Source organism: Anaerofustis sp. (assembly GCF_019420015.1).
In the GTDB taxonomy this organism is placed as follows: Bacteria; Bacillota; Clostridia; order Eubacteriales; family Anaerofustaceae; genus Anaerofustis.
Window position 1 is genome coordinate 1 of record NZ_JAHZIA010000064.1, and the last position, 18,033, is coordinate 18,033.

Genomic DNA, 18,033 nt, shown 5'->3' on the forward strand with positions numbered 1-18,033 from the left:
GTCCTGGGCAGTCTACGTGAGCGTAGTGTCTTGTTTCTGTTTCATATTCAACGTGAGCTGTTGAAATTGTAATACCTCTTTCTCTTTCTTCAGGTGCTTTATCGATGTTTTCGAATGCTACTGCATCACCTGTTCCAAGTCTTTCGTGTAAAACTTTTGTAATTGCTGCTGTTAATGTCGTTTTACCGTGGTCAACGTGACCGATTGTTCCGATATTAACATGTGGTTTGGTTCTTTCATATTTTTCTCTTGCCATTTTTTTTATTTCTCCTTAATTATAAAATATATTTAATTATTCATTTTTAAGTTTATCCAACATACTTTGAGGTGCTGCCTCATAATGAGAGAAAGTCAATGTGTGAGTTCCTCTACCTTGAGTCTTACTTCTTAAGTCAGTTGTATATTGGAACATTTCAGATAATGGTACAAAACCTCTCAAAGTTTGAACCCCGTTATTAAGTTCCATACCTTCAATCTTACCTCTTCTTGAAGTTAAGTCACCCATAACATCTCCCAAATATTCTTCAGGAACAACAACTTCGATTTTAAATATAGGTTCAACCAATACCGGACCGGCTTTTGCCATAGCTTCTTTGAATGCCATAGATCCGGCTAATTTAAATGCCATTTCAGATGAGTCGACATCATGATAAGAACCGTCAACCAATCTTACTTTTACATCTAATACTTCGTATCCTGCAACTATACCGTTTTCCATAGCTCCTTGGATACCTTTGCTTACAGGCTCGATGTATTCCTTAGGAATAGCACCCCCAACGATTTCGCTGACAAATTCATATCCTTTGCCTTCTTCGTTAGGTTCGATTTCAATAACAACATGACCGTATTGACCTCTACCACCTGATTGTTTAGCATATTTATAATCAGATCTTGCAGGTTTGGTAATTGTTTCTTTAAATGCAACCTGAGGTTTTCCTACATTAGCTTCTACTTTAAATTCCCTAAGAAGTCTGTCAACGATAATTTCAAGATGAAGTTCACCCATACCTTCTATAATTGTCTGACCTGTTTCTTCATCTGTTTTGAATCTGAATGTAGGGTCTTCTTCTGCTAATTTTACTAAAGCCGCAATCATTTTTTCTTGTCCTGCTTTAGTTTTTGGTTCAATAGCTACCGAGATAACAGGATCCGGGAATTCTATCGATTCAAGAAGTACAGGTGCATTTTCAGCACATAGTGTATCCCCTGTTGTTGTATCTTTTAAACCAACAATAGCTACTATGTCACCTGTTCTTATTTCATCTATTTGTTTTCTGTCGTTGGCATGCATTCTTAAAATACGTCCAACTCTTTCTTTCTTACCTTTTGTTGAATTGTATACATAAGAACCACTGTTAAGAGTTCCTGAATATACCCTTGTAAACGCTAGTTTACCAACAAATGGGTCAGACATAATTTTAAATGCCAATGCAGAGAATGGTTCGTCATCACTTGGATGTCTTTCCATTTCTTCACCTGTTTTAGGATCATGCCCTATCATAGCAGGTACATCAAGTGGTGAAGGCATCAAATTAACAATAGCGTCTATTAACATTTGAACACCCTTGTTTTTAAATGCCGTACCGCAAAGAACAGGAATAAAGTCAAGATTTAAAACACCTTGTCTTAAAGCCGCGATAATTTCTTTTTCAGAAATTTCTTCACCTTCAAGATATTTTTCCATTATTTCTTCGCTGTTTACCGAAATTTCTTCCAGTAATTTTTCTCTGTATTCTTCAGCTTTATCTGCCATATCAGCAGGAATTTCTTCTTCTGAAATATCGTTTCCTTCATCATCGTTGTAAATGAAAGCTTTCATTTTTACCAAGTCGATAATACCGACAAAATCTTCTTCTTTACCGATAGGTAATTGAATAGGAACAGGATTTGCTCCAAGTCTTTCACTTATCATGTTTACAACATTATAGAAGTCCGCTCCCATAATATCCATTTTATTTACGAAAGCGATTCTTGGTACATTGTATTTATCTGCTTGTCTCCATACTGTTTCACTTTGAGGTTCAACCCCGCCTTTAGCACAGAAAACGGCAACAGATCCGTCAAGTACTCTTAGTGAACGTTGAACTTCTACCGTAAAGTCAACGTGTCCGGGAGTATCGATAATGTTGATTTCATGACCTTTCCAATGACATGTTGTAGCGGCAGAGGTAATTGTAATACCTCTTTCCTGCTCTTGTTCCATCCAGTCCATTTGCGCCCCACCTTCATGAGTTTCCCCAATCTTGTGGATCTTTCCTGTATAGTACAAGATTCTTTCTGTAGTAGTGGTTTTACCAGCATCGATATGAGCCATAATTCCGATATTTCTTACTTTATCTAAACTAAACTCTCTAGCCATCTTTTATTCACCTTACCATTTAAAATGTGCGAAAGCTTTATTAGCTTCTGCCATTCTATGAGTATCGTCTTTCTTTTTAACTGAAGCTCCCGTATTATTGATAGCATCAATAATTTCAGCAGCCAATCTTTCTTTCATTGTTTTTTCGCCTCTTGCTCTTGTATAAGTTACAAGCCATCTAAGACCTAATGTTTGTCTTCTTTCAGGTCTTATATCCATTGGAACTTGGTATGTTGCACCACCAACTCTTCTGGCTTTAACTTCAAGTGAAGGCATAATGTTATTTAAAGCTTCTTCAAAAGCTTCTAATGGTTCTTTTCCTGTTTTTTCAGCTACGATGTCAAATGCACCGTAAACAATTTTTTGTGCTACACCTTTTTTCCCGTCAAGCATAACATTGTTAAGTAACTTAGTTACCAAAACTGAATTATACATCGGATCAGGTAGCACCTCTCTCTTTGGTACTGGACCTTTTCTTGGCACTGTACTTCCCTCCTAATAATTTAAATTTTTTCATTGGTACTCGATAACTTTAATTTATCGTTGTGCTCTATATATCACGTATATAGGTATAAGGCTTGCCTTATAGTTTTAACACATTATAAATTATTTCTTAGCACCGTATTTACTTCTAGATTGTTTTCTGTCAGCAACTCCTTGAGTATCAAGTGCTCCTCTAATAATCTTATAACGTACACCTGGTAAGTCTTTTACTCTACCACCTTTAACCATAACAACGCTGTGTTCTTGCAAGTTATGACCTATACCTGGAATGTAAGCAGTTACTTCCATACCGTTAACAAGTCTTACTCTGGCAATCTTTCTCATAGCTGAGTTAGGTTTTTTAGGTGTAGCAGTTCTTACAACTGTGCACACTCCTCTTTTTTGAGGGTTAGATTTAAGAGCAGGAGATTTAGTTTTGTAAACTAAGTCTTTTCTTCCTTTTCTAACTAATTGATTAACTGTTGGCATTAAACCTTATTCCTCCTTCCTCGTTTTTTAATATACAAGCAACAGCTGCCGAAAGGCTTATGTTGCATGCTTTGCCCAATTCTTCTTTTTTGTCCACTTCTTCTATTGCCACATGATTCTTTTTACAGGTTTTTATTACCTTGTTCTTTATTGCTTCATCTGTGTCTTTAGCTACAAAAACCTTTGAAGCCCTGTGCTGTTCAACAGCTTTTAAAGTCTGTTTTGTACCTACCAGATACTGAGCTTTTGATATTTCATCAAGCATTTTTACAACTCCTTCTCACAGTTAGCCTAAAAAGTGTAACAAAAAAACCTTTCAATGTCAATAAAAATCAACATTTCAAATATTTTTTTACACATCAAAAAAACTTCGTATAATAAAAACACTTACGCAATATATTTTATACCATTTAAAGGAAATAATCCAGCTTTTTCTAGAATTTTACATATTTTTTTATACATATAAAGGTAAATATGACGCTTAATGCAAAAAAAGCCATAAATACATAATTTATACTTTGCATGTCGCTGTTTCCCATACACAAATAAACGTTTATCCCGCCAAAAATGAAATTCAAAATACAAAATAAAATAACAAAACATCCTAAAATCTTCTTCATGTTACCACCCCGTAAAAAGTTTATACAATTTACTTGAGATATTTTGTAAAAATTTAACAAATAAATGTAATTTATAACTTGATTTGATTAAATAAAAAAAGACTGCACGAACAATATCCATGCAGCCTTTAAAATTATTTTATTAAAACAGTGACACTGTATACACATCCGTTATCGAGCAAATCAATGTCATCCTTTGTCGTGTCGCTTATAATTGCATCTATATAGTATTCCCCGGGACTCAAACTCCCGGTGTCGATACGAATAGCTTCACTTATTTCTCCCGTAACATTGTCTATTGTTTTATCAAAAACATTTTCATTTTTGTTTTTATTGTAAAGCCCTATAAAAACAGATGTATTACCGTCTTCAAATATATCTTTTGCTCTTATGTTTAAATTGATTATCTCTCCTTTTTTAAAGGTGTCCTTATCATTTATATTCTCAATAAAGATTTTCTTATCCCTAAAAACATCTTCCTTTTCTTTCTTAAACAACCCGGAAAACAAACCGCCATCTTCGCTGTCTTGAGTGTTATTTACAGGCGATGAATTGGCAGTACTTACATTTCCTATATTTAAAATAAAAAACATCACCCCACCAATGAGAAGTCCCATTAATATAAAAAAAGCAATTAATCCTACTACAAAACTCTTTTTTGATTTTCTTCTTCTCATTGACCTTCTCCTCATTAACACGCATAATAATTTATAATTTTATCATAAAAGACAAATTATCACAATAGAACACATAAAGTTTGAACTATTACGGTTATATTAAAAGAATCAATGCCTGCAAAACGCCTATCAACAATCTCATCTTAAATAACAACCTTTAATATTTTAATGATTTATATAATTATGGAAATATATAAAAAAGAGCTTTTACGCTCTTTTATATTCTGTCTGTTATTTCTCCCTCTGTAGATATTGTAATCACCTGCCAAGGAATCATTTTACCGCTTTTTTGTATAGCTGTCTTAACCGCAGACTCTATTCCTCCACAACACGGAACTTCCATTCTCGTAACAGTCACACTCTTAATATCGTTTCTTTTTATTATTTCCCCAAGCTTCTCACTGTAATCTGTATCATCCAGTTTTGGGCATCCTATAAGGGTGATGTGCTCTTTTATAAATTCATTATGAAAATTCCCGTAAGCATATGCACTGCAATCAGCTGCAATAAGCAACTTCGCCCCGTCAAAATAATCTGCATTGACAGGTGCAAGCTTTATCTGCACAGGCCACTGAAAAAGCTGACTTTTTACATCAAAAGAAGTATCGCCTGTTTTAATTTCACTTCTTACTATTCTTTTTGAATTACTCCCCGGACAACCGCATGCCAAAGGAGCTTTTTTGTTTTTCTGATTTTCTATTACGGCTTTTTCATCGTACGGCAAAGCTTCTCTTTCTTCAAAAGATATGGCATTCGTAGGGCACACAGGCAAACAATCCCCCAAACCGTCACAATAATCGTCTCTCATCAATCTGGCCTTGCCGTTTATCATTTCTATGGCTCCTTCATGGCAAGCCTTGGCACAAAGTCCGCATCCGTTACATTTTTCATCATCTATTTTTATTATTTTTCTTATCATTATAATCTTCCTCCAAATAATCCTTTGCTTTTATTAATGTATTTTAATATAATACAAACAATAATAACGTTGCAAATGCAACAACAGGAGAAAAAAATGAATAAAATTTTAGATAATATCAAACCATATCCAATATTTAAAAGTCTTTATAAAAAGGAAATCAAAGATATCATATCATCATCGAATGGAACAATAAAAACATTCTCAAAAAATAACTATATATATCATAAAGGCGATAATATAAACAAATTCGGAATTGTATTGGAAGGCAAGATAAAAATAGTAAATGAGGATTTTTGGGGAAATCAAAACATTATTTCCGTAATAGAACCCGGAGAAATCTTCGCGGAGATATTCACCTTTTTACAGGATACCCCTCTAAACGTAAGCGTGATTTCCGATACTGATTCAAAAGTTCTGCTTATGAATATAAATAATACCAATAAAACAAATGACATACAAAATCATAATATCATTTTTTTACAAAACCTGCTTAACATAATGGCGAACAAAACTTTTGTACTAAACAGAAAAATAGAATATTTATCGAAGCGCTCAACGAAAGAAAAAATACTTTCATTTCTCTCAAATCAAGCAGCTCAAAATAAAAAACAAAGCTTTACAATACCATTCTCGAGGCAGGAACTTGCGGATTTTCTTGCCGTAGACAGAAGCGCTCTGTCAAGAGAACTTTCAAAACTGCAAAAAGAAGGAATAATAGAGTTTAACAAAAATAACTTCAGATTATTAAAATAAACAGACTGTAAAACAAACAGCCTGTTTATTCTCATCATTTATTTTAACATATTTACAAATCTACTCCTTGTATGAGCTCTTCCATTTTCTCTATATTAATATCGGAATGCTCCAACTCTCTGGAAAACCTCCAAGCAATCTCCAAAATCTTATCTTTAAAATATTGATTATTTCCGCTTTTCAAAATCAATATCTTTTCTGCCTTACATATACTCTCCCATACTATCGTGCTTATAACGGAAAATTTTATTTTTGAAAAGAAATCATAATCATATACGGCTTTTGTACAATAAGCAAACACAAAATATACAAGTATTTGTTCCAATACAGTTTCCGAAAGGGCATTTTTATCAAAATCCTTATCTGACAAACCGACTATAGTATCTTCCCAAATATTCAAATCCTTTTGCCATCTATCATCCATAACTTCCAACTTACCCAAAAGTCTCAGTAATTCCAAAACCTTTTCTTTGTTCGGCTTAGTTTCAAAGGTATCAAAAAGCGATAAAGGATACTTCTTATGGATAAAATCTTCCAATACATTTTCAATATTAAAAATATTATTATTGTCAATGCATTTTTGTATATGATAAGAAAGAATCAACGCCTTTCTCATTCTGAGATAAATATCCTCTTTTCTGTTTTGAATAACACTGAAAATAACTTTACGACTTTCCAATAAAGCGGAATATAAAAATATATCGAAATCATCTTCCTCTGCCGCTTCATTCTTCTTATCTTCTTTTGTAACAAATCTTACGATATCCTTATTTTCCAGTATGATTTTCGAAACCACCGGACATGAAAGCATAAGCGAGATTTCTTTTTCATCATCATAAACCTCAATATGTTTAGGATAATTTCTGCAGGTTTCACACATCATATCCTTTCCCGCTTCAATATGTATGTCACAAAGATTTTCCTCATTTAAAAAAGCACATCTACCACCAAACTGCTTAAATATCCCGTTATCAAAATCGATGGACTTTTTAAGCCTTTGTCCCAAAATATCCTTTCTTTCAATGTACTTTTTTAACGATTCTTCATCTATCACAATCTGCCACCCGGCACAACATGTTGCCGGACATTTATCGGCCAGACAATAAAACTTATCATAATAATCGGGAACCGTATAAAACATAAAACCTCCTACATAAAACAAATTTAAAACAAAATCACTCTCACACTCTCTCTTTTAATGCATGAGTTTAAAACACTAAACACAATTCAAGGTTAAGCTCTATTTATGTATTATCTGTAACATTTTTTACAGTGAGTATATTTCATTTTTTTCGCCTTTGATAAAGACGTTTTTATGGGTTTTTGAACACAACTTTTTCTTTTATGATACTTTTTCCCCGTTTTGGTTATATATACAATACTTGAAGAACTCTTCTTTACTTTCCCCGAAAGAACAGGTTTTGAAAAAGAACTCTTTTTATTTTTGATTCCTACACTTCTTACTTTATAATAATACTTTTTGTTTACACTTACTTTCTTATCGGTATATTTAGAAGAAGTCGTGGTTTTAATCTTCTTATATCCTTTTGTCTTTTTAGTCGAACGATATATCTCGTATTTCTTTGCACCTTTAACATTCTTGTAAGAAACACTTACTTTTTTGCTGCCCGCAGTTGCCTTAAGCCCTTTTGGAGCTCCTATCTTTACAGACTTTGAAGCGGCATAAACACTCCCCATTGTAGAATACTCATATCCTTTATCCACATCGTTTATCCCAGGTAACAATGTAGTCATAAATATACTTAAAAATAAGATAACAAATATTCTCTTTAACCCCTTTATCATATTATCCTCCTCATTTTATCTATCATATATTTTTCATCTACCTCTTATAATCCCCTCAAAGAATTATCTTCCCTAAGGCAATATAAGAATCTATCGTAAATCAATATTACTAATTAAAACATATCTGTCAAGTTTTTTAAAGTTATTTTTACATTATCCGCTATAAATTTTATTTTATCATCTCACAAAGAATATTATATAAAGTATTCACCGCCTATTCGATATTCCCCGTATGCTATTTATGCATTCTTATAATCATTCATGCTGTCACTTTCTTTTTATCTCATATTCATTCCCAACAAACAAATGTGAAATCAAAAAATAATTACCGAATTTTCACTGCCTCTAAACATCTATAATACCTACTCAAATCAACCAAGAAAATCCAATAAGGATATCACATCTGTTTTCTTAATATAATTTGTAATTTCTGTTATACGAAAAACTATCTTTTTCTCTAAATCAATCAAAAAATATTTTCAAATAATATCTGAACATTTACATAACAGTTATTTTATACTCATTAACAATGACATACTTTTCTGTTTTATGATTATCAAAACAACACAATTCTAAATTTATATACACTAATATGCATAAATTAAAAGATACTCGTTATATTATTTGCCATAAACCCTATTATTCGGATAAAGGAAATCTTCTCAAAGGTTAGAATATATGCATATTATACATCTACAAAGAACGCTTAAAATTAAATAAACCTTATATTATATGTAAATTTATTCAATGTATAATTAAAAATCCAAACATAGAAATATATACCTTTAGAATAAAAAATATATTTCCTTTTATTAGGAAAAATAAAAAAACGGAGGTATTATTTTTATGAAAATCTACGATTATGTAAGAGTTTCAACAAAGGACCAAAACGTTGCCAGACAATTTGAAGCAATGAAAAATTTTCCTGTCGAAGAAAAAAACGTTGTGGTCGACAAATTCAGCGGAAAGGATTTTAACAGACCAAATTACAAAAAGCTTCTGCGAAAGATGAAAAAGGGAGATGTTTTGGTTGTAAAAAGCATTGACAGGCTCGGCAGAAATTACGACGAGATTTTAGAACAATGGAGATCTCTGACAAAGGAAAGACATATAGATATAGTTGTTATAGATATGCCTTTACTTGATACCAGAGAAGGAAGAGATCTTACCGGAACATTAATTGCAGATATAGTACTGCAGCTTTTAAGCTACGTTGCACAATCAGAAAGAGAAAACATCAAACAAAGACAAATGGAAGGAATATGGGCAGCACAGGAAAGAGGAGGCAAATTCGGTCGACCGAGACTTACAATCCCGAATGAATTTTTCGACCTATACGACTTGTGGCAAAACGGAAGCATTTCTTCACGAAAAGCTGCAAAACGCCTCAATGTTTCATACCAAACTTTTATACGATGGACAGAAAGAATGGTCTGCGGAGACCTGTTTTCTTAATAAAAAAGACGCTTAAAAAGCGTCTTTTAATCAATATCTTGACTATTCGTCATATTCGACACGATTGATTGCTTGTTTATCTTCGCTTTAACACCGTCGGGATCAAGAGCCAAAATAACATAGTCTTCTTCCACTTCGGCTATTTTACCGATAAATCCGCCGGCAGTCATTACCTTATCACCGCACTTCAAATCGTCTAATAATTGTTGATGAGCTTTAAACCTTTTTTGCTGCGGTTTAATTGAAACAAACCATGTTATCCCAACCATCAAAACAAGCAAAACACCTATTGTTATAAATTGTGTTAACATTACTACTCTCCTTAAATAAATATTTATTTTATACCATATTCCTCTTCAAACTCATTCTTAAATTCCAAAAATCTATCTTCCATAATAGACTTTCTGATATTCTCCATGAGTTTCAATGTAAAATACAGATTATGATAACTTACCAACATACTTGCCAAAATTTCTTTGCAAATTACCAAATGCCTCAAATATGCTCTTGTGTAATTTCTGCAAACATAACAGTCACACTTGTGATCCAAAGGCGTAAAGTCTTCTTTATATTTTGCATTTTTTAAAGTTACTCTCCCCTTGCTTGTAAGTGCGGTTCCGTTTCTCGCCATTCTCGTTTGAAGCACACAATCAAACATATCTATACCGCTTTGAACGCCTTCCAAAAGAGCATCGGGACTGCCAACCCCCATAAGATATCTAGGTTTGTTCTTTGGAAGAAGAGGTGTCGTATAATGCAAAAGATCAAACATTACATCCATAGGCTCTCCCACACTGAGTCCTCCAAGGGCATATCCGGGAAAATCCAAATCAACCAATTGCTTTGCGGATTCTTTTCTAAGATCTTTATACATTCCTCCTTGAACAATACCAAAAAGCCCCTGTCTATCGGTGTTCTTATGTGCGGCTTTACATCTCTTGGCCCATCTTGTCGTCATTTCCATAGATTCTTTCGTATAATTCTTATCCGCACCGTAATACACACATTCATCGAAAGCCATCATAATATCCGAACCTAAATTATTTTGAATTTCCATAGATTTCTCAGGAGTTATAAAGTGCTTGCTTCCGTCAATATGACTTCTGAATGTAACTCCTTCTTCGGTTATATCATTGGTTTTACTTAACGAAAACACCTGAAATCCGCCGCTGTCCGTAAGTATTGGTCTATCCCAATTCATAAACCTGTGAAGACCGCCCGCCTTTTTCACAATATCATCTCCGGGTCTTAAATATAAATGATATGTATTTCCGAGTATGATTTTTGCATTTATTTCTTTCAAACTTTCCGGAAGCATTGCTTTAACCGTCGCTCTTGTTCCGACAGGCATAAATATAGGAGTTGGTATTTCTCCATGTGGGGTTATGATTTTACCAACCCTCGCTCCGCTTCTTTTATCTTCTTTTATTAATTCATATTTTATAGCACTCATATATTAAAGTTCATCCTTCTTATTGTATCCGAGTGAATTTAACACGCTTGGTTTATCTCTCCACTCATCTCTTACTTTTACCCATAATTTTAAATTTACCTTTGCACCAAGCATCTCTTCTATTTCTTTTCTTGCCAAAGAGCCTACTCTTTTAAGCATATTTCCGCCTTTACCGATAATTATTCTTTTATGATTTTCTCTTTCGGTGTATATATTGGCTTCAATATCATACAAATTTTTGTCTTCCCTCTTTTTCATCAACATTATTTCCACTGCTGTTCCGTGAGGGATTTCTTCTTTTAGTGACCTTAGTATTTTTTCACGTATAATTTCGCTTACAACAAATCTTTCGCTTCTGTCGGTAACCATATCTTCTGGAAAATACATCGGTCCCACTGGAAGATACTTTTCTATTACATCAACAAGGGTATCGATATTTTCCCCTTTAAATGCACTTATAGGAACTATATCCTTTATAAAATCATATTTTTCGTATAGTTTTATCTTCGTTAGAATATCCTCTTTATTTATCTTATCTATTTTATTTATAACAAGAACCACAGGTGTACTTTCTTTACTTAACTTCTCAAGTAAAAATCCATCACCTCTGCCGATTTCCAAATCTTCTTCAACTAAAAAAAGAATTAAATCAACCTCTTTAAAAGATTCTCCCGCAACTTCCACCATATAATCTGACAATTTACTTTTAGGCTTATGAAACCCCGGAGTATCTATAAAAACCATTTGCGATGTATCTGTAGTTCTTATACATCTTATATTATTTCGTGTCGTTTGAGGTCTGTTTGAAATTATAGATATCTTTTGTCCTATCAATAAATTAAGCAAGGTAGACTTACCTACATTCGTTCTCCCCACTACTGATATAAATCCGCTTTTAAAATTATTATTCATATTTAACCCCATATCAAATTAATTATTTTAGGTATATATAAAACCGCACCTATCACCAAAGACATAAAGGCACCTATTAAAACCGCACAAGCAGCAGAATCCTTGGCTCTTTTGGCATTCTCGTTCATTTCCTTCGTCGCACAGTTAACGGCTTCTTCTATGGCTGTATTAACCGCTTCCAATATTATCACAAGAAATATTGTAAATGCCAAAACCAACCACTCATAATAGGAAAAATGCAACAGCAACGCTCCTATTACCGCAATAACCGCACATGTGCAATGTATTTTGAAATTTTGCTGAGTCTTAAAATTATATTCAACTCCATGAAATGCATATTTAAAACTCTTAAATAATCTTTTTAAATGTCCAATCATAATAACTCCTTAATCTCTGGATAAATTCAATATTTTCATTACTTCTTCTTCATGAAAACGCATTTCTTTCTTTTCATCTTCCTCCATATGATCATATCCCAAAAGATGTAAAATAGAATGTACGGTAAGATATATAACTTCTCTGTCAATACTGTGCCCGTATTCTTTTGCCTGCTCCACCGCCTTATCGACACATAGCACAACATCCCCTAGTATTACCACTTCATCTTTAAAGTCCTCTTCAAAATCCATCGGAAAAGATAAAACATCCGTAACCTTGTCGACATTTCTGTAAGACTTGTTGAGTTTTTTTATTTCCTCAGCGTCCACCAAAGACACGCTCACCTGCGAAGATTCTTTAAAATCCTCATACTCAAGAGTCTTTTCTATGGCATTTTCAATTTTATCATATGTTTCTTTACTAATTTCATTTTTACTTCTGTTATCAAATAATACTTCAACCTCTGTCATAACCGTTACCTCATAATTAAATTAATTGTTTTTTTCCTGTCCGGGATATTGAACCCTCTCATGATATACACCAGTAAGGACTCTGAAAAACGTCTTTTTGATCGTATCGATATCTTTCATTTTCAAAGGTGAGTTATCCAACTGATGTTCCGTAATTTTCTTTGATACTATCTTATCTATCATCTCACGTATCTTTTCTTTATCGCTGGTATCCATGCTTTTAACAGCAGCTTCAACACCGTCCGCAAGTAAAACCACGGAAGTTTCTATCGTGGTAGGTCTAGGTCCGTCATATGAATATGCTTTCAAATCAGGCTCCACACCTTTTTCTTTTTCTTTATAATAAAAATATTGAATGAGCGTATTACCGTGATGTGTCTTTATAAAATCAATTATTTCCTCTGGCAATTTATATTTATTGGCAAGGTATACACCGTCACTGACATGATTTTTTATTATCCTTACCGATACATTGGGATCCAAATGATCGTGCGGATTATTGCCTTTTTGCTGGTTTTCACTGAAAAATAAAGGCTTTTCGCTCTTTCCTATATCATGATAATATGCGCCGACTCTTGCCAAAAGTCCGTTAGCTCCTATTTCACTGCAGGCTTCCTGCGCTAAATTCCCTACCAAAAGACAGTGATGATAAGTTCCCGGAGCACCGCTTATAAGCTTTCTCATAAGCTCGTTTGTCGGACTTGACAATTCCAATAGTTTAAACGGAGTAAGTATATTAAACAAATATTCCCAAAACAACATCATACCGACAGAAATCATCCCAGAAAGAATACCGTTTATACCGGCATAAACGATATTATATACCATACTAAGCCCCAATGTATTTCTGAGTATACTGTAAATCAATACTATTATCATATTAGAAACACTTACTATCAAAGCAGCTTTATATATTTTGCTTCTCTCTTGAACTCTTTGCATATAAAGTATACCGACAAAACCAGAAAGAAGAAGAAACAACAATGCCTCCGTATTTATATCCAGCGTAACAGCCAAAAATAAAGTCATAAATACATTTGTGTTAATCGCAATTCTCGGCCCTATCAATATACACAAAGTCATACTCATAATTGATATAGGTATTAAATATATATTAAATAAGCTTGTTATTTGAGAAAGAATAATCATGAGCAAAAACTGACTTGCTATAAGTGCAAGCAATTTATTATTGTTATATATATCATTATGAAATGTTCTTAAATAAACGGTATATATTATCATGAGCATAATAATCATAGATGCCAAACCTATTATGGTTTTATAATCATCAAAAACACCGCTTCTGATCATCAACCCCTCTTTTAAAACATCAATTTGATTCTCTGTTATTATATCTCCTTTTTTTATAATAACTTCTCCAGGTTCATAAACAATATCTTCAACTGCGTTTTTTGCATTTAACTTGGCTTGACTTGTGGCATCTTCGTTAAGTACCATATTTGCCTTCAAAGCACCCTTTGTTATGTTTATACAGGCATCACTTATTTCTCTGTTAAAAGAAGAGTTTCTGAAGTAGGTGTTTATTTTTTTATAGTACCCGTCCATCTTATCGGATACTATTTCATCTTTATAAAGATTACCTACATATGATACTATCTCTTTTTGTATATTTTTCACACTCTCAGAATCTTCATTCAAAAGAGTCTCATACGTGCTCTTTGTAAGGTCTATACCCGATTTACTGTTATATATTTGAATGTTTTTTTCATTTAAATTCTTTTTGTTAATATCTTCAAGCTCTTCAAAAAGATTGTTGATATTTGCAACAACAGAATCTTTTGTACCCGGAATATAATCGTATACGTTCGGAGTTTGTGCCACAGCTTGGTCTTTTAAGTTGTTGGTAAGCTTAGTGTTTACAATTTTTCTCGGCGCAATTATATCTTCTCCGGCAACTTGTCCTGCCTGTACATCATACCTTTTGGGTATAGCGCTTATAAAAGTTAAGATAAAAGCCAAAACAAAAAATGATATGGCGATTGATATCTTAACTTTTTTATTTGTTTTCATATTTTCAAAGAATATTGAAATATTAGTCTCTTTGCTTTTTTGTTTCGTATGTTTCATATGCTTCTATTATTCTTTGTACCAACGGATTTCTTACAACATCTTTCTTCGTCAAATGCACAAAGTCTACTCCTTCAACTTTATTTAATATTCTCTCAGAATATATAAGCCCGGACTTTTTACCGCTTGGTAAATCCACCTGAGTAATATCACCCGTCACCACAGCTTTGGAACCTTCTCCAAGCCTGGTCAAAAACATCTTCATCTGTTCCCTGGTCGTGTTTTGAGCTTCGTCCAGTATTATGAAAGAATTATTCAAAGTTCGCCCTCTCATGTAAGCCAAAGGAGCAATTTCGATGTTGCCTCTGCTTACATTCCTCTCGTACGCTTCACTTCCCATTATATCAAAAAGAGCATCATACAAAGGTTTCAAATAAGGATCTATCTTTTCCTTTAAATCCCCCGGAAGAAATCCTAAACTTTCCCCTGCCTCAACAGCAGGTCTTGTAAGGATTATTCTGGAAACATCACCGCTCTTTAAAGCCTTGACCGCCAAAGCTACGGCTAAGTAAGTTTTCCCCGTACCCGCAGGTCCTATGGAAAATACAATATCGTTTTTTCTTGTTGCATTTATAAATGCACTCTGACCTATAGTTTTTGTTTTTATGGGCTTTCCCTTGAATGTATAACATATTATATGTTCATACTTGTCTATATCTTTTTTATCTTCTTCTATCAAGTTCAACAAATAATTATACGCCTGATCATTAATCAGAGAGTTGTCTTCTACCCTCTTTACCATACAGTTTAATAATTTTTTGGCTTTTAACACACTTTTCCTGTCTTCTCCCGTTATGTTTATAACGCCGTTTCTTAAAGTTATTTTAACATTAAAATGTTTTTCGGTTAAAATAATATATTTGTCATTGCTTCCGAATAAATTTACGCTTTCCGTTATATCACTCGGCATACCTAATGTATCGGTAAATTTTTCCAATATAATCTCCTTAAACTTTTATTTGTTTTTCTTCAACAATATTTTCCTTTAATTTTACCTTTGCGGTAATACTGTAATAGTTATTTTCTAACGTATCAATAGTTAAATATATATCAATTATGTTATCTTTGTCAATATTTTGTCTTTTATTTAACTGCTCTATTACTTCATTTTCTATCTGTTTTTTGTCTTTTTTTACTAAATTGTCTATATTATACCATTTTGTACGTGTTTGCTCCATAGGAAGAGGAATAAAAAGTAACTTACATCTTCTTTTTTCTTCTCTCACCGCAATATGGTTTTTACCCGAAACGATTTTTTTATAGTTTATCCTTCTACTCTTAAAGGAATAGCTCTTTTCTTCTTCGTATTCTTCTTCACTGTCTATTATATACGGGTTTATTATTATATCTTTAAATACATAGCTGCTTTCAATGAACACATCTCCCATGGCATGTATATGATAATACTTCATGTCTCCGTCTTTATCTTCATACCCTATCTTACCGCTTATCAAAAGATCTCCTTTTTTTACTTTATCGCCTTTTTTTACCTTTTTTATACCGTTGTAAGCTATTATACTCTGAATTTTTCCGCTTTTGCCCGCAACCAAATTTACAGCTTTTGATTTATCGAACTTTTTTATGGGCGTATTTTTTTCTATTAACTCTATTTTTGCCTTGGTCCCGTAATATTCTATAGTGACATCACTCAAGTCTCGATAAGTGTTTAAAAGAACTTTTGATATTTCCTTTTTGTCTATACCGTATTTATAGCACCCCTCCTTAAACCCCGCATCTTCCAATGTCGAAATAATATCGGTTGTATCTATCCTGCTGCCTCCTGAAATTTCAATATCCCATATAAAAAATGAAAAAGCAAAAATTATCAAAGAAATTAAAAAGGCACTAAAAATAAAAACTTTTCTTTTTTTTAGTGACTTAAGAAACATTTTATTTCCGTATTCCCTTTTTATACTCAGTATATACTGGGCCCTCTTTGCAATCTTCTCAGTAACTTTCACATCGCCAATCATAACTTTAAATGTTATTGTAGTCTTATCTTTTTTTTCTATATCCCATACGGATATATTATTATGATTAACGAGATTGATAAACTTCTCGGGATTAAGTCCTTTTACTTCAATCAAGCAATATCCCATAAAATAATGATAAAATCTTAAAATCAGCATGACATACTCCTAATCAAATAATATACTCAATAGATAAAATTTCCCCGTCTATAATAAGCTCCTCACTTATAAGAGTAGAAAGCATCAGGTTTTTACCGTTTATAGATAAAAGCCCGGAAGTAGTGTTTATTCTTATATTTTCGGGGCTGTAAAAAATAATTCCTTTGTGATTTATAATGTTCATTTTATCATTGCCCATTATTTCTATATTTAATTTTTCCAACAAAATCTCCTCCGGTAACTGAAGAGATTTTGTCAATTTTTCTTTGGTGTTGTTAATAAAGTTTTTCATGTTAAATGTATATGAACTAAATATCCTTTTATGAAACACCTCATATATATTTGTTAATATAGCAAACCGATATATAAAAATACATTTAATCAAAATAAATAAAAAGAGCCGACATATCGACTCTTTCAATTCAGGTTTTTATTATTCAAAAAAATCTTTCAACAAATATTTCTCGACAATAAGAGCGCTGTCTCTTACACATCCTTCACAGCTTCTTATTGGAGGTTTGTCCGTTCCGATACTTTTGAGTTCTTTGCAAACTACAGTTGAATTTTTTTCCTTAAACTTGTCTGCCAAATCTTTCCCCAGTGCCAAAGATTGTATCTTGGTTTTTGATTTTCCCAAATTCTTGTCACTGTTCTTAAGACCGGCAAGCATAATCATTCCGCAAACGCTTCCGCAAGTCGCCTGCATTCTTGCAATACCGCTGCCGAAAGCTTCTGACATTGCAAATGCCGTTTCTTCATCCATACCCAATAAATCACAATATGTACAAACTACGGACTGCGAACAATTATAACCGTTCTTGAATTTTTCAACAGCTAAATCTACCCTTGATTGTTCCATAAAATACCTCCCTATTTATTATATTTTACAACTATTTCATAAATTTTTCAAATATTTCATAATAGTATTTTTTATACTTGCTGTTTTTCCTCCATATCATTGTAAAATCATGCTTAATAGAAAAACCGTCAATATCAATTCGTTCCACACCTTCCGCATCATCTTTTTCCCTTACGACAA

21 protein-coding genes are annotated in these 18,033 nt (G+C 33.0%); 2 read left to right on the plus strand and 19 right to left on the minus strand.

The annotated features are described in order from the left end of the window. The 7 genes from QZ357_RS09595 to QZ357_RS09625 form a co-directional block, all read right to left on the minus strand. On the minus strand, window positions 1-256 hold a 256-nt coding region (locus QZ357_RS09595), incomplete at its 3' end, for a GTP-binding protein (RefSeq protein ID WP_290776562.1). Window positions 257-292: 36 nt separating this feature from the next. Then, window positions 293-2,359, minus strand: coding sequence for an elongation factor G (fusA, locus tag QZ357_RS09600; RefSeq protein WP_290776565.1), 2,067 nt, complete (start codon window positions 2,357-2,359; stop codon window positions 293-295). A 12-nt stretch (window positions 2,360-2,371) separates the two neighbouring features. Next, window positions 2,372-2,842, minus strand: coding sequence for a 30S ribosomal protein S7 (gene rpsG / locus QZ357_RS09605; RefSeq protein WP_290776568.1), 471 nt, complete (start codon window positions 2,840-2,842; stop codon window positions 2,372-2,374). 123 nt (window positions 2,843-2,965) lie between these two features. Next, a complete protein-coding gene (rpsL, locus tag QZ357_RS09610) occupies window positions 2,966-3,331 on the minus strand; it encodes a 30S ribosomal protein S12 (protein WP_290776571.1) in 366 nt (121 codons plus the stop codon). Continuing rightward, a complete protein-coding gene (locus tag QZ357_RS09615) occupies window positions 3,318-3,596 on the minus strand; it encodes a ribosomal L7Ae/L30e/S12e/Gadd45 family protein (RefSeq protein ID WP_290776574.1) in 279 nt (92 codons plus the stop codon). The genes rpsL and QZ357_RS09615 overlap by 14 nt, the downstream gene beginning before the upstream one ends. Window positions 3,597-4,085: 489 nt before the next feature. After that, entirely contained in the window at window positions 4,086-4,628 is a 543-nt protein-coding gene (locus QZ357_RS09620) for a hypothetical protein (RefSeq protein WP_290776577.1), read from the minus strand. A gap of 217 nt (window positions 4,629-4,845) precedes the next feature. Continuing rightward, complete coding sequence (locus QZ357_RS09625; protein WP_290776580.1) at window positions 4,846-5,547, minus strand: 4Fe-4S binding protein; 702 nt, start codon at window positions 5,545-5,547, stop codon at window positions 4,846-4,848. Window positions 5,548-5,643: 96 nt separating this feature from the next. Between QZ357_RS09625 and QZ357_RS09630 the strand changes: the two genes are divergently transcribed. Next, window positions 5,644-6,303 (plus strand): Crp/Fnr family transcriptional regulator, encoded by a 660-nt coding sequence (locus QZ357_RS09630; protein ID WP_290776583.1) that lies wholly within the window; start codon window positions 5,644-5,646, stop codon window positions 6,301-6,303. A gap of 52 nt (window positions 6,304-6,355) precedes the next feature. Here QZ357_RS09630 and fliB read toward each other — a convergent pair whose 3' ends face one another. Continuing rightward, window positions 6,356-7,444 (minus strand): flagellin lysine-N-methylase, encoded by a 1,089-nt coding sequence (gene fliB / locus QZ357_RS09635; RefSeq protein ID WP_290776586.1) that lies wholly within the window; start codon window positions 7,442-7,444, stop codon window positions 6,356-6,358. A 110-nt stretch (window positions 7,445-7,554) separates the two neighbouring features. Next, entirely contained in the window at window positions 7,555-8,109 is a 555-nt protein-coding gene (locus QZ357_RS09640) for a hypothetical protein (protein ID WP_290776589.1), read from the minus strand. Between the two features lie 846 nt (window positions 8,110-8,955). On the opposite strand from QZ357_RS09640, the gene QZ357_RS09645 reads away from it, so the two are divergent. Continuing rightward, the gene (locus tag QZ357_RS09645) at window positions 8,956-9,564 is read left to right on the plus strand and encodes a recombinase family protein (RefSeq protein ID WP_290776591.1); all 609 of its coding nucleotides are present in this window, start codon (window positions 8,956-8,958) and stop codon (window positions 9,562-9,564) included. A 26-nt stretch (window positions 9,565-9,590) separates the two neighbouring features. Here the strand turns inward: QZ357_RS09645 and yajC are convergent, their stop codons facing one another. The 10 genes from yajC to QZ357_RS09695 form a co-directional block, all read right to left on the minus strand. Continuing rightward, window positions 9,591-9,875: a preprotein translocase subunit YajC gene (gene yajC / locus QZ357_RS09650; RefSeq protein ID WP_290776594.1), complete on the minus strand. Its 285-nt coding sequence runs from the start codon at window positions 9,873-9,875 to the stop codon at window positions 9,591-9,593. 23 nt (window positions 9,876-9,898) lie between these two features. Next, window positions 9,899-11,017: a tRNA guanosine(34) transglycosylase Tgt gene (gene tgt, locus QZ357_RS09655; protein ID WP_290776597.1), complete on the minus strand. Its 1,119-nt coding sequence runs from the start codon at window positions 11,015-11,017 to the stop codon at window positions 9,899-9,901. Between the two features lie 3 nt (window positions 11,018-11,020). After that, entirely contained in the window at window positions 11,021-11,929 is a 909-nt protein-coding gene (gene era, locus QZ357_RS09660) for a GTPase Era (RefSeq protein WP_290776599.1), read from the minus strand. A gap of 2 nt (window positions 11,930-11,931) precedes the next feature. After that, on the minus strand, window positions 11,932-12,306 hold the full coding sequence (locus QZ357_RS09665; protein WP_290776602.1) for a diacylglycerol kinase family protein: 375 nt from the start codon (window positions 12,304-12,306) through the stop codon (window positions 11,932-11,934). A gap of 9 nt (window positions 12,307-12,315) precedes the next feature. Further along, window positions 12,316-12,777, minus strand: a complete 462-nt coding sequence (ybeY, locus tag QZ357_RS09670; protein ID WP_290776605.1) for an rRNA maturation RNase YbeY — start codon at window positions 12,775-12,777, stop codon at window positions 12,316-12,318. A 21-nt stretch (window positions 12,778-12,798) separates the two neighbouring features. Continuing rightward, on the minus strand, window positions 12,799-14,865 hold the full coding sequence (locus tag QZ357_RS09675; RefSeq protein WP_290776608.1) for an HDIG domain-containing metalloprotein: 2,067 nt from the start codon (window positions 14,863-14,865) through the stop codon (window positions 12,799-12,801). Further along, window positions 14,831-15,775: a PhoH family protein gene (locus QZ357_RS09680; protein ID WP_290776638.1), complete on the minus strand. Its 945-nt coding sequence runs from the start codon at window positions 15,773-15,775 to the stop codon at window positions 14,831-14,833. The genes QZ357_RS09675 and QZ357_RS09680 overlap by 35 nt, the downstream gene beginning before the upstream one ends. A 37-nt stretch (window positions 15,776-15,812) precedes the next feature. Then, window positions 15,813-16,994, minus strand: a complete 1,182-nt coding sequence (locus QZ357_RS09685; protein WP_290776611.1) for a sporulation protein YqfD — start codon at window positions 16,992-16,994, stop codon at window positions 15,813-15,815. A 13-nt stretch (window positions 16,995-17,007) separates the two neighbouring features. Next, window positions 17,008-17,217: a YabP/YqfC family sporulation protein gene (locus QZ357_RS09690; protein WP_290776613.1), complete on the minus strand. Its 210-nt coding sequence runs from the start codon at window positions 17,215-17,217 to the stop codon at window positions 17,008-17,010. Window positions 17,218-17,427: 210 nt separating this feature from the next. After that, the gene (locus QZ357_RS09695) at window positions 17,428-17,853 is read right to left on the minus strand and encodes a C-GCAxxG-C-C family protein (protein WP_290776616.1); all 426 of its coding nucleotides are present in this window, start codon (window positions 17,851-17,853) and stop codon (window positions 17,428-17,430) included. Between the last annotated feature and the right edge of the window lie 180 nt (window positions 17,854-18,033).

Bases quoted from the DNA above. Each gene is read 5' to 3' on its own strand.
- QZ357_RS09680 (WP_290776638.1), bottom strand. From the start codon at position 15,775: ATGCCGAGTGATATAACGGAAAGCGTAAATTTATTCGGAAGCAATGAC.
- QZ357_RS09695 (WP_290776616.1), bottom strand. From the start codon at position 17,853: ATGGAACAATCAAGGGTAGATTTAGCTGTTGAAAAATTCAAGAACGGT.
- ybeY (WP_290776605.1), bottom strand. From the start codon at position 12,777: ATGACAGAGGTTGAAGTATTATTTGATAACAGAAGTAAAAATGAAATT.
- QZ357_RS09615 (WP_290776574.1), bottom strand. From the start codon at position 3,596: ATGCTTGATGAAATATCAAAAGCTCAGTATCTGGTAGGTACAAAACAG.
- era (WP_290776599.1), bottom strand. From the start codon at position 11,929: ATGAATAATAATTTTAAAAGCGGATTTATATCAGTAGTGGGGAGAACG.
- tgt (WP_290776597.1), bottom strand. From the start codon at position 11,017: ATGAGTGCTATAAAATATGAATTAATAAAAGAAGATAAAAGAAGCGGA.
- QZ357_RS09675 (WP_290776608.1), bottom strand. From the start codon at position 14,865: ATGAAACATACGAAACAAAAAAGCAAAGAGACTAATATTTCAATATTC.
- QZ357_RS09630 (WP_290776583.1), top strand. From the start codon at position 5,644: ATGAATAAAATTTTAGATAATATCAAACCATATCCAATATTTAAAAGT.
- QZ357_RS09640 (WP_290776589.1), bottom strand. From the start codon at position 8,109: ATGATAAAGGGGTTAAAGAGAATATTTGTTATCTTATTTTTAAGTATA.
- QZ357_RS09620 (WP_290776577.1), bottom strand. From the start codon at position 4,628: ATGAGAAGAAGAAAATCAAAAAAGAGTTTTGTAGTAGGATTAATTGCT.
- rpsL (WP_290776571.1), bottom strand. From the start codon at position 3,331: ATGCCAACAGTTAATCAATTAGTTAGAAAAGGAAGAAAAGACTTAGTT.
- QZ357_RS09625 (WP_290776580.1), bottom strand. From the start codon at position 5,547: ATGATAAGAAAAATAATAAAAATAGATGATGAAAAATGTAACGGATGC.
- fusA (WP_290776565.1), bottom strand. From the start codon at position 2,359: ATGGCTAGAGAGTTTAGTTTAGATAAAGTAAGAAATATCGGAATTATG.
- QZ357_RS09665 (WP_290776602.1), bottom strand. From the start codon at position 12,306: ATGATTGGACATTTAAAAAGATTATTTAAGAGTTTTAAATATGCATTT.
- QZ357_RS09685 (WP_290776611.1), bottom strand. From the start codon at position 16,994: ATGCTGATTTTAAGATTTTATCATTATTTTATGGGATATTGCTTGATT.
- QZ357_RS09645 (WP_290776591.1), top strand. From the start codon at position 8,956: ATGAAAATCTACGATTATGTAAGAGTTTCAACAAAGGACCAAAACGTT.
- fliB (WP_290776586.1), bottom strand. From the start codon at position 7,444: ATGTTTTATACGGTTCCCGATTATTATGATAAGTTTTATTGTCTGGCC.
- yajC (WP_290776594.1), bottom strand. From the start codon at position 9,875: ATGTTAACACAATTTATAACAATAGGTGTTTTGCTTGTTTTGATGGTT.